The organism is Tigheibacillus halophilus, from assembly GCF_042683165.1.
Taxonomy (GTDB): domain Bacteria; phylum Bacillota; class Bacilli; order Bacillales; family Amphibacillaceae; genus Tigheibacillus; species Tigheibacillus halophilus.
In genome coordinates this window covers 124,444-136,679 of sequence record NZ_JBHUIZ010000012.1, presented here as the reverse complement: position 1 = coordinate 136,679, position 12,236 = coordinate 124,444, and the positions used below count along the sequence as shown (strand labels likewise).

Genomic DNA, 12,236 nt, shown 5'->3' with positions numbered 1-12,236 from the left:
TGAGGAGTGTTTTTTATATGAATATGTACAGTGTGGCACCTAACCCCGAAAAAACTGGATGGTTAGTGAAATTAGAAGATGTTGCTCCTGAAAAGCAATATGAATCTGAAGAAGAAGCAATCGATGCTGCTGAAAAAATGGCAAAAGAAAATAGCCCAAGCATAGTCAAAATTTTAGATGTGGAAAATGAAATACGTGAGGAAAAACGTTTTTAAAATAACAGGATTAAAAAGGAGGCAGTCTTACAGGCTGTCTCTCTTTTTTGCCTTTGAGAGGTGGGGGTTCTTCGCATGACTCCTCTGTTCTGGCATGCCTCCTCTCATTAGGAGGCATTAAAAAAGAACTGCGAGGTAAGAGCCGTACGCACTCTTATTTACACAGTTCAGTCTACACTTTAGCCAGGTGATCCTTTACGCATGGGGATTGCCTGTGTAATACCATATCGCATCTCGCAATATTTTCGCTCCATTTTTAACCCTTTTATCATAATAGGCAGCGAATCGCTCATCAGATACGTACATTTTGGCTAAACCAGCATGCGCTTCTTTCGTATAATTCAGCCAGGTGAACATCAGCCAGCGTTTGTGTTTTTCCGCTAGTTCTTGTGCTGCTTCAGATGCCGGGTCCCCTATAGCGGCTGCTTTTTCCAGGAGCTCAAATATTTCTTCTTCCAAAGCGGTCATTGCCTGAAACTTCTCCTGCGATAGTCCTCTTAATTTTTCGTTACTGGCATGAATGGTTTCTTCTCCGTATTTTTCACGGATCTCTTTGCCATACTGCTGATCATTTTCCTCAATCAGTTTTTCCTTGAACCCAGCGAATTTTTCTTCATCTTGCATGAATGCTCCCTCCTCTGCATTGACAATTGTTTTTTCAACAGTAGCCATAAGTCTGTCAAGGCGGGCGCGTTTTTTCTGCAGGGAATGATAATGCTTTTTCAAAGCGGCCATTCGGTTAAAATCCGGATCATGGAGAATGCTCGTTATTTCTTCCAAACTAATCTCCATCTCCCGATAAAATAATATCTGCTGCAGCAGATCTACCTCTTTTTCCCCATAGATACGGTATCCGGATGAACTGATTCTAGCCGGCTTCAGCAATCCGATTTGATCATAGTATCTCAGGGTGCGGCCGCTTACGCCGGACATTTTTGCCAATTTATTGACTGTATACTCCACAACATCGACCTCCTTGACAATATATAGCATAAACCTTTACGCAACGTAAAGGTCAAGGGATAGTTTCATGTTTTTACAGGAGACCAGTCGAAAACCGGAAGTGACAAACGCTTTTTTCTTATGCTATACTATCTCCATATTAATCTTCATAGTGAGTACTCGTATATGCTTGGTAATAAGGTCCGAGCGTCTCTACCTGGTTCCCGGAAAAAGAACCAGACTACGGGTTAAAGTATAAGTCATGGCCATGCTTCATTTTCGAAATTGAATGTTAATTCGGGAATTATAGTATTGGATACTTTAACTTTTATAGGTCTGGAAGGTAGACATTTTTTTCTACCCTCCAGACCTTTTTTAGTGAAATGGCTCATCGGGTAAATTTTCACGCGGGGAGGATTGCATTACAAGATTAGTATTACACATTTAATAGCATCAAGGAGGTCTTCACTTCATGCGTAAATCTAATCTGCTTGAAAAAATGTTCCGCCTATCAAGCAACAATACGAATGTAAGAACAGAATTCAGCGCTGGCCTGACAATTTTCATGACTATGCTCTATGTACTCATTGTCGTTCCAGGCATGCTGGCTAGTGCTGGTATCCCAAAAGGGACAGCTACAGTAACAGTAATCATCATGACTGGCGTTATATCTATCATCATGGGAATTTATAGTAACCGTCCATTTGTTTTAGCGCCAGGTCTTGGTTCTGTTGCATTTTTGACTGTTACACTCGTTGTAGCAGAGGATATCCCTTGGCAGGTTGGCATGGGAATGGTTTTCATATCCGGTTTGCTTTTCGTCCTATTTACCGTCTTGGGGCTAAGAAAGCTGATTGTCCGACTTGTCCCGCCTGCCATTAAATTATCGATTGGAGCAGGCGTAGGACTATTCATCGCTTTAGTCGGCTTTAGGAATGCTGGTTTGATTCAAGCCAGTGAAAAAGCAAATTCTTTGCAATTAGGCGATATTGGCTCGCCAAATACACTTTTGGCATTACTGGGCTTCTTCATCATGAGCGTGTTGCTTGCCAGAAAAGTAAAGGGCCATTTGCTTATCGGTATTGTCATTGTCACACTGGTTGGTATTCCGATGGGAGTTACCAAGCTTCCCAACGCTATCTTTTCACTGCCAGAAAGTATCAGTCCGGCTTTCTTTCAGCTTGACATCATAGAAGCTTTAAAATGGTCGTATTTCCCATTTTTGCTCGCATTTTTTGTTCCTGACTTCTTTTCAAGTCTTGGGACAATGCTTGGTGTGGCTAGCAAGGGAAATATGCTCGATAAAAACGGCAACTTAAAAGATATTGATAAGCCGTTCCTGGTGGATGCAGGCGGCACAGTACTTGGGTCATTATTTTCCGTGCCTGTCATGACAACTTATGTAGAATCCGCTGCTGGAGTGGAAGCGGGGGGACGGACGGGACTGACTGCGGTTTCTTCGGGTTTTTTGTTCCTATTAACCTTGTTCATCACGCCATTAATTATGATTATTCCCACTGAAGCGACCGCTCCCGCTCTCATTCTAGTTGGACTGACTATGCTTTCTTCCGTTCGAAACATTAATTTTGAAGACGTGACCGAGTCACTGCCGGCATTTATGACGATTGTCATGACCATTTTCACCTTTAATTTCGGGACTGGGATTGCTGCCGGCATTATCACCTATGTCGTTGTCAAGGCTTTATCCGGCAGACATAAAGAAGTTCATCCGGGGATGTATATCTTGGTCATCCCGCTTATCGCATATTTTATTTCACTCGCCTAAAATTTAAATGAAAAGGAGTTTTTTTAATGTATGAACGCCAACATATTGTTGCTGCTGCCCGCGGAGACGAGCCCATGGATACTATCATCAAAAATGTGAATCTGGTCAATGTGTTTACAGCCGAAATTTATCCTGCCGATATCGGCATCAAAGAAAACAGATTCAGTGCTATTGCACCTTATCATCAGGGATCTCCTGCATTTGAAATGCAAGGGAAAGTACAAATTGACGCGAAAGAAAAATTTGCAGTTCCCGGATTCATTGACTGTCATGTCCATATTGAAAGCACCATGGTCACTCCTGATATGTTTGCAAGGGCATTATTGCGTAATGGAACAACCGCCGCGGTTATTGATCCGCATGAGATTGGAAATGTTCTAGGGATGGAAGGTGTGGAATACATGGTCCAGGCCAGCAAAGGGCTCCCTGTTCATATCCTGACCACGGTGCCTTCTTCCGTACCGGCAGTTCCCGGCTTGGAAACCTCTGGCGCGGTCTTTGGAGCTGAAGAAATTGAAAAACTGCTTCAGCTCCCAGAGGTAGTTGGTATTGCTGAATTGATGGACTATGTCGGTGTCATCAAGCAAAGCCCAAGAATGGCTGGAATTGTTCAAAAAGGATTGGACCTCCAGGTTCTGAATGAAGGCCATTTACCGCGCGTTACCGGCCGTGATTTACATGCTTATCTGGCTGCAGGGGTCAATTCGGATCACGAAAGCCGATCAGTTAATGAAATTATCGAAAAGCTGCGTGCTGGTATGCTGATTTATATTCGTGAATCCAGTGTGAGCCAATTTGCGGATATCGCTGCAAAAGCTTGGCAGGAGCTGCCTTATGCCGCAAATATTGCCATGTGTACAGATGATGTAGAGCCGAATGATATGCTTCATAACGGACAAATGAATCGGGTCGTACGACGCTGTATCGAGGAAGGAATTCCTGCTCCGCTTGCCATCCGCTTCGCTTCTCTAAATGGGGCTATCCGTTACGGCCTAAGGGACCGCGGTGCCATAACAGCAGGATATTTGGCTGATTTTTCATTAGTAGATTCCTTAGAGACTATGGACGTAGCGGACGTTTTTGTACAGGGAAAACATATGGTCAAAAATAAGGAAATCCTTGTTGATATTCGTAGCAGTATACCTCCCATCGGCAAAAACACTGTGATGATTCCTAGCTTGACTGAACAGGATTTCGCGGTTCATGCCCCGGTCCAGCATGGAATGGTCACCATTCACACAATGGAAATGACAGAGATCGGAACGACAAAATTAGGAACATTGCAATTGGAAGTCACTGACGGGAAAATTACCGAACTGCCGGAGGACTATGTATTTGCTGCTGTTGTTGGCCGCCATGGACAAAACCGCAAACCTTTTGTCGGCATATTAAAAAATGCTGGTCTGCATGCCGGTGCCTATGCCACGACTGTCGCCCATGACAGCCATAATTTGGTAGTGGCTGGAAAAAACGCGCGAGATATGCTGCTTGCTGCACAAAATCTGAAAGCATCCGGCGGCGGCTTGTGTATTGTGCAAGATGGAGAAAAAATGGCTCAGGTGGATCTTCCGATTGCTGGCCTGATGGCGGCAGAACCTATTGAAGAATTGGGACCCAGAGTTGAAACGTTCAACCGCGTAGCGAGAAACCTGGGAGTAAAAGTCGGCAGACGATCACCGTCTATGGCGCTCTCCTCCCTAACATTGACTGTCATCCCTGAGGTTCGAATAAGCGATTTAGGGTTAGTAGATGTCGGCAAACAAGAGCTTATCCCGCTGTTCCAAAACTGATGCAGCTTGATTTTAATACAAAACAGCCTTATCGAGGGTGAAAATTTCGATAAGGCTGTTCTTTGCGTTACACTTAAAATATTGTTTTCTTTTAAATTTCCGGGTCCATAGGACTTAAGAGACTTTTACCCAGTTAGCCGCCTCATTGCTGGACGGTGAAGGAGGGAACTGCTCCCCTTTTTCTACTTGAATCTCCGTGTTGTCTTGAGAAGATGAACTTCCGCTTACCAAGCTATCCACCTTGAAAGTTCCATTCTCTGGAGCCTTTTCTCCTGTTTTGTAAGTTTCTTTTGCCATCATTCTCACCTCCAAGTATATTGAAAAGAAGAGGTATATGAAAGCCTGTCTCTTCTTTTCTATTTAGTGGATTCCCGAAAGAAAGCAAAATAAACACGAAACATCAGATATTTCATCAGCGTCAAAAAGATGATATATCCCTGTTAAAATTGGCTGCTCAAGAGCGTTTCAGCAAGCCTGCTTGCTGGTCTTTCACTGCTTGCTCCTTCATCAAATAATGTTTCTTTTTGCCGGTGGCCGTATAAGGCAGCTCATCAATAAACCGATAAAACCTTGGTTGTTTATAATCTGCAAGCATCTCATGTTCGGTACAATAGTGATGCAAGTCTGCGGCTGATAACGAAGCATTCTCGCTGACGATGTAGGCGACCACGGCTTCTCCTCTAAGATTATCCGGGACACCGACAACGACAGACTCAGAAACATCCGGATGCATATTCAGAATTTCTTCGACCTGTACTGGATGAATGTTTTCACCGGAAGAGACAATCATGTCGTCTTTGCGACCGACGATAGTTACATATTCCGCTTCATCCCAAGTAGCCATATCCCCAATATAAATCCAACCTTTATGAAAGACTTTTCTGCTTTCTTCTGGGTGGTTCACATAGGCATATGCACTTTTTCCAGGAGCTTTGACGATGACCTCTCCGACTTCATTTCCATCCTTGGCAACAAAATCATCGGGGTCAGCTTTACGGTCAGGATAAACTTTGACTACTGCGACATCATCATCTGTACATGATCTTCCTGAAGAACCAGCCATCTCCGGAAGGTCATACGGCCGCAGAAAAGTGTTCCAAAATGCCTCCGAGGTTCCATACCCGTTGAAAATATTTGGTGTCAATGTTTCCTGGAATCTGATGCAATCCTCCTTTTCCAAAGGCGAGCCCATTGTGACTATCCCTTTTAAACCAGACAAATCCATATGTTTTTTCCGTTGGGCATGGTAAAGCATCTTCAAAATCGAAGGTACACCGATTAAAAAAGTGATGCCATATTCTTCTACATAGTCCAAACATTTTTTAGGTTCAAAATTACGAAGGATCACAACCTCCCCGCCCATGTATAATGTCGGATTGGGGCCGCCGGAATGGATTCCTCCACGATGGAACCAAGGACTCATATTCATCGTTTTATCCTGAGGGCTCAACGGAAAATGCATCGCAACATCATGTGCAGACAGCACTTCATTAATATTGTTCAGCGGAACACCTTTTGGATTTCCTGTCGTGCCTGAGGTATACAATCTGGTCACTTCATCATATACGTGGGCAGGCACTTCCACAGTCGGCTCTATATCCGGCTGTTTCTCTACATAAGTCTTATAAGGGATATGACCAGCTGGAACTGCTTGTTCTCCACTCAACTCAGTCACGATGATACGGTGCGGCTGGTGGTCCGCCATACTGAGTGCCTGTTCGGCGGTTTCCTTATATTCTGCATCATAGACAAAGACAACGGGTTTGCTGTCATCCAGAATAGCAGCTGTTTCTCCTGGAGAAAGCCTGAAATTGATCGGGGCATTAATGGCGCGGATTTTTTGCGGAGCCAAATAGCAAAAAACAAATTCTGCAGAATTCGGCAGCTGATACATGATGACATCATTTTTGCTTACGCCATCAGCCAACAGTGCATGTGCAAATCGGTTCACTTCTTTGTTCAATTCGGCATATGTCCAAGTTTTATTGCGTAAAGGACACGTTAGCGCAGGACGGCTGGCATATCTGTGTGTGTTGCGAATAAAACCATTTATATAGGTAAACCCGCTTTCAAAGGTTTCTTTGAACATCGTTGTGTCATATGTGTATTGATTATCTTCCATTGTTTCTCCACCTATCCATTCGTTTTCAAAAACTACTCGTCTTCATCACATTTACCAACAATCAATGAAGAATTTTGACCACCGAAGCCAAATGCATTCGACATGGCCGCTTTCACATCTGCTTGGCGTGACTGATTCGGCACATAATCCAGATCGCATTGTGGATCCGGTTGATCGTAATTGATCGTTGGCGGTACTAGTGATTTCTTGATAGCCTGAATACATGCGATGCATTCTGTCACACCGCCGGCTCCCATCATATGCCCGGTAGCGCCTTTCGTGGAACTGACTGGGATTTGCTTTGCCAATCTTTCACTAAAAAGAGACTTGATCGCCGTTGTTTCCACTTCGTCGCCCAGCTTCGTGGAAGTGCCGTGTGCATTGATATAATCGATCGCATCAGCTGTAAGTCCCGCTTCGCGCAAGGCTTGCTGCATACAGCGGACTTCTCCATAGCCGTGCGGTTCCGGCGAGGTAACATGATAGGCGTCCGTATTGTTCGCATATCCAAGCAGCTCTGCGTGAATTTCGGCCCCTCTTGTCTTCGCACGACCTAACTTTTCAAGTACAATCGCCCCAGCGCCTTCGCCCATGACAAAACCATCACGTTTCAAATCGAAAGGCCTGCTTGCTTTTTCTGGATCTGCGTTATTTGTCGAAAGTGCCCGTGCCGAATGAAGCCCCGCAGTCATCAATCCGCTAAGGATCGATTCCGCTCCAACTGCAATGACAACATCAGCCTGGTCGGCTTTTAGCAGCATGGATGCTGTTCCAATAGCATCCGCCCCAGATGAACAAGCAGTGTTTACAGTCAAGCTCGGTCCCTTAATACCGTGCATGATGGCGATTTGCGCAGCGCCGATATTGCCGAGCATCTTTGGAACGACATGCGGACTTACCCTGTATTTGCCTTTTTCGGTGATGGCTGCCTGTGTCTCAGCCACAGTGGATATACCGCCAAGTGCTGTTCCCATCACAATACCTATACGTTCTGGATCAGCATCCAGCCTGCTTTGAGCCAATGCCTCCTTTGCTGCAATTAAAGCAAATTGCATGAATATATCTGTATTTCTTACCAGCTTTTTAGGTAAAAACTCCTGCGGGTAAAAATCTTGCACCTCTGCAGCAATCTGCACCGGAAGTTCATCCGTATCGAAGCGGGTGATATGGGAAATGCCGCTTTTTCCTGCCGCCAGGTTCTCCCAATAAGCTGTGACCCCTATTCCAACAGGGGTCACAGCGCCCATGCCCGTAATGACAATTCGCTCTTTACCCAAGACATGTCCCTCCTTATTTTATTGATGAAAAAGTATGATTCATTTTTTCCCACAAAGAAGGGAAGCGCTTCTTCACATCGAAGGGCTTCCCATTATCGTCAACATACGCATGGGAAGTCATCCCCTCAGCAGCCAGTTCACCATTTTCTTTCGTCACCTGATAGTCGAATACCATTCTGGAACGTTTTAGAACAGAGAGCCTTGTATGTACCGTAATATGTTCCAGGGGTCGTATCATTTTTTTATAATGGCAATCCGCTTTTAAACATACAAGAGATATGCCCTGCTCCTGAAATGTTTCCATATACGGAAACCCATATTGATGCAGCAATTGCATCCGGGCATCTGTAAACCATTCAAAATTTTTCGCGTAATAAGAAATGCCTGCTGCGTCACAATCTCCCCATTTTACAATCATTCCCATTTGATCATGAAAGTTAACATCAGCCACTTTAATCCCCCCTTTCTAATGAATTTATTTAACAATTGTACACCTAGAGAAAGCTTGGATGAATTATTTTGCTTCTAAAGCGAAAGTTCATTTTAAAAGGGCATGCACTGTTATTGCCACTCCTTGAACTTCTGTATGAGATACCGTCTGCATTTTGACAGCAAAGTTTCCCGTCCTTCCGCACTTTTCTGCTTATGCCATTCATTATAGCTTGCAACCGCGATGAGCAAAGAACCTCCGATAAGCAAATAGCCCCACCAAGGCATGTTTCCCCAAAATGGCCTGGTCTGCAAAAAAACATTGAGCAGCAGGACGCCCGAACCGACAAAGAAGAAGGATTTCATTTTATATGCCATACCGCCAAGCATGGATGCGAGTGATAACGACCCAATGACCAGCGCATCGTACACGGTGCCTCCGTCAAGCCCATCCTGAATCAGCAGCAAGGAAACAATTACTAGAATGGTCCACTGAATATAGCTGGTGATCTGTCTGTTCTTTCTTCCAGCCGTTTTCTGTAAAATGACTGAAAGAAGCACCCAAGGTAGTACATAACATTCCATTTCAAACAATGGGGGAATATCCAGCCGGTCCAGCAATGCATAAAATGGCTGCAGCAAATAAGCAATGGATGCGAATATGACCCATTTCGGTTTGATATCGGGTACACGGTTACGCTGCAAAAATATGAATGTTGCTACAAACAGACCGGGCAGCAGGCGGACCCAGAGCGACTCTCCCGTCTGGAAATTAAGTTGTATCAATGGCATCAGCCCAGCAATCGTATACCAATCAACACGTAACACCTTCCTATCGATATTGGTGTAAATATTCTTGTAGAGTGATTGCCCAGCCAACGTCACTGCAGCCAGGAACATCACCAGCAAACCGTACTCCTGTTCAGGATATGCCTCGCTGTAAACATTGATAGCGTAAAGAACAAAGGCCAAGGGTATGAAGGCGAACATATCCCATTCTTCAGCATGTAGGATGAATAGAAGCCCTGAGGCGTATATGGCTGTTATAATCAATAGCAGCAGACCAAAAGGCTGTGCCATGACAAAATCCAACATACCAAAGACGGAAAAAGGAACGACCAAATAGGCGATCCGTTTTGTCCATGGCTGTCTGGCGATGAACCATACAGTAGCCGCAGTCGCGCTTGTTATCAGCCAAGTGTAATGTAAGGTGTCATACCACCCTAAAAAAATGAAGCCGAGACTTAGCATTACCCAAAAGGAGACAAAGGTCGCGTATAAAAACGTTTTAATTCGCCATTCCTCTGAAACCCTGACAGTACTAATGGCATATATCAACACCGCAATACCAAATACCCAGAATGACTTATCACCGTGTTCTAATAGACTGCCAAGCAGTGCGAGCGGCAAATAAATGTGCCCTGTCCACCAAAAGGCCCTTGCCAGTACATCATCCCATTTTGCCAATGCCATGCCGACAGCGAGTAACAACACCGCCCCAAGCAAAAACCGAAGCTCCTGCCACATTTCTGATTGTATATATAGATCGACATCCATCAAGTAAATGGTTGTCAGATAGAATAGTAAGGAAGTACTGCCAGCCGCAAATGAAGCTGTTCTCGATTTTGTTTTGCGATACAGCAAATAAGCCATCACAATGCCGCCTGAAACGATGCTTACCCGTAAGGACGGACTGAAACCCCACGTCAAGGTACCAGCTATTGCGAACAAGTAAAATATCTCGGAAGTATAAAAACAGTAATCAGCAAACAATCTGTTGTTTCTTCTCTGCCATAATATACTTGCCAAAAGTGTAAGAAAGCTCGCTATCGCCGCTCCCGGTGCCTCCAGCGGACCGTCATGATGATATGGCATGCTCCTATCAGCCCATGCTCCATAAAATAAGCAAACACTCATTGCGAGCAGGATGGCATGAAACAATGCTGGCAAATTGATTTCAGGTATCCAGGTACGTATTTCAAATTTCGCTGCGACGAACGCCGCAGTTAAACTGAGACAAAGCATCATCATACCTGCTTGCCACCAGTTGAAAACGATTAAATCTGCAATCAAGCATATCAGCGCAGCAGCGCCAGCAATATCACGTGAACTTTCCTTCAAAGACTGAAAGAGTGGTAGCTTCATCAAACACCCAAACAGAATATATACCAGCAGACTGGCAAAGAACATGATTAACGTAATTGATTCGTAACCAAACCAAGTGTGTCCGAGCAAAACAGCCTCACGTAAAGCAGCCAATAAAAACACAGGAGCCAGGTAGGAAAACAGCACACGCTTCACCGAGTGAGACAGATATGCATAATTCAGAAATATAATCACATAAGCTGCTAAAAATACGATTGATGGCTGATCATGGAGCCATACGAGTCCTTGAAAACTGATATAAAGAAAAGCACACCCTGATACCAGCGCACTGGTATAATGATATATCCTTTTTTGTTTGTCATCGCCTTTCAGTAATAAAGGCAGTACAATGAATACAAAACCGAGCAACGCGTATACGGCTGCGCCAACATGCACAAGCGCAGAGAACTCAATTATCTGATATACACCATAGACAAGCATGGCAGTAAACACAAATTGATATTCCCTATGTTTGCTGACATATACCATCGCAAAATAAAGTATCGCTGTCAAAATCAAATTAAAGCCGTGTGCCACTTCCCTTTCATAAAATCCCAGCATCAGCAAAGTGGAAAAAATCATATTTACCTGTACATAAAGCAGGCATTCTTTCGAAAACAATTGCCATGCATCATTTTTCTTCAAATAACGGTACAGCACCATCAGCAACCCATTGAACAGCATCATACCAAAATAGAACACATCAAGTGGAGGTTTACAAGCTGCCAGCAAAAATCCAGCAGCCAATGTCAGACTGGCGCAGGCAAACCAGACAAACAATCTGGCGCGAAGCTTCTGTGCAAAAAACACATAGACAGGCAATATGATCAGGCTTCCGGCAGCACCGAACAGAAATTTACCTTCACCAAAAACGGAGAAATAATTTCCCCACAGTTTGAAAAATCCAATTGATAAAATAACAATCGGCAAAAACAGGCTTCCCAGCACATAAAAGGCGAATGCTGTTTTCTCAATTTTAAGCATGCGCTCTGTCACATATGCCAGCCCATAGAACAGCACCGAAACAAATGTGATCAGAACTACTTTCATCAGGCTGTTCAATGTGTCCCAGGTGCTAGTTGCCAGCACCAATCCCCCAAGCAATAACAGGATAATGCCTATATTCAGTGACCAGATGATATTGCGTTCACGGATTTGCTGTGGGGATAATTGTTTTTTAGCAAACGGCACCGGGCTTGATTGATTTAATTTTTTGTTCTTCTTCAAGGCAGATGTATTCTTGGACAAACGTGCGTTTCTTTCCTCTTTCTCTCTATGTTCCAATTCCTTGTAATACTTTTCATGGGCTTTTACAACTTGCTGACAAACGTCTGTTGAAATATATTTTTCCTTTTCAAGTTTCTTCAGTTCTTTTTCAACCATTTGCTTTCTCTCTGTGTACATTGACCAGGGCAAAATAGGCACCTCGCTTTCCTCTTACTAGACTATATTCGACAAAAGCGCTCGAATTCCCTTTCTAATCCAGAAACAATGGTGATCAATAAATATTTCATATGTATGTTACTGCAT

General features: G+C 44.0%; 9 protein-coding genes and 1 riboswitch. Of the genes, 3 read left to right on the top strand and 6 right to left on the bottom strand.

Annotated features, from left to right (window positions below):
• The first annotated feature begins 17 nt into the window (after positions 1-17).
• Positions 18-215 (top strand): DUF2188 domain-containing protein, encoded by a 198-nt coding sequence (locus ACFSMW_RS11855; protein WP_390355879.1) that lies wholly within the window; start codon positions 18-20, stop codon positions 213-215.
• A 195-nt stretch (positions 216-410) separates the two neighbouring features.
• Here the strand turns inward: ACFSMW_RS11855 and ACFSMW_RS11850 are convergent, their stop codons facing one another.
• Positions 411-1,178, bottom strand: coding sequence for a MerR family transcriptional regulator (locus ACFSMW_RS11850; protein ID WP_390355877.1), 768 nt, complete (start codon positions 1,176-1,178; stop codon positions 411-413).
• Between the two features lie 139 nt (positions 1,179-1,317).
• Positions 1,318-1,421: riboswitch (purine riboswitch) on the top strand.
• Between the two features lie 208 nt (positions 1,422-1,629).
• Here ACFSMW_RS11850 and ACFSMW_RS11845 point away from each other — a divergent pair.
• Together ACFSMW_RS11845 and ade are read left to right on the top strand one after the other, a co-directional pair.
• Positions 1,630-2,943: an NCS2 family permease gene (locus ACFSMW_RS11845; RefSeq protein WP_390355875.1), complete on the top strand. Its 1,314-nt coding sequence runs from the start codon at positions 1,630-1,632 to the stop codon at positions 2,941-2,943.
• A 26-nt stretch (positions 2,944-2,969) separates the two neighbouring features.
• Positions 2,970-4,733 (top strand): adenine deaminase, encoded by a 1,764-nt coding sequence (gene ade, locus ACFSMW_RS11840; RefSeq protein WP_390355873.1) that lies wholly within the window; start codon positions 2,970-2,972, stop codon positions 4,731-4,733.
• 114 nt (positions 4,734-4,847) lie between these two features.
• Here ade and ACFSMW_RS11835 read toward each other — a convergent pair whose 3' ends face one another.
• The 5 genes from ACFSMW_RS11835 to ACFSMW_RS11815 form a co-directional block, all read right to left on the bottom strand.
• Positions 4,848-5,030: a YjzC family protein gene (locus tag ACFSMW_RS11835; protein WP_390355871.1), complete on the bottom strand. Its 183-nt coding sequence runs from the start codon at positions 5,028-5,030 to the stop codon at positions 4,848-4,850.
• Positions 5,031-5,187: 157 nt separating this feature from the next.
• Entirely contained in the window at positions 5,188-6,855 is a 1,668-nt protein-coding gene (locus ACFSMW_RS11830) for a class I adenylate-forming enzyme family protein (RefSeq protein WP_390355869.1), read from the bottom strand.
• A gap of 32 nt (positions 6,856-6,887) precedes the next feature.
• Complete coding sequence (gene fabF, locus ACFSMW_RS11825; protein ID WP_390355867.1) at positions 6,888-8,132, bottom strand: beta-ketoacyl-ACP synthase II; 1,245 nt, start codon at positions 8,130-8,132, stop codon at positions 6,888-6,890.
• A 13-nt stretch (positions 8,133-8,145) separates the two neighbouring features.
• Complete coding sequence (locus ACFSMW_RS11820; RefSeq protein WP_390355865.1) at positions 8,146-8,583, bottom strand: acyl-CoA thioesterase; 438 nt, start codon at positions 8,581-8,583, stop codon at positions 8,146-8,148.
• A gap of 110 nt (positions 8,584-8,693) precedes the next feature.
• Positions 8,694-12,089, bottom strand: a complete 3,396-nt coding sequence (locus tag ACFSMW_RS11815; protein WP_390355864.1) for a hypothetical protein — start codon at positions 12,087-12,089, stop codon at positions 8,694-8,696.
• Positions 12,090-12,236: the final 147 nt, after the last annotated feature.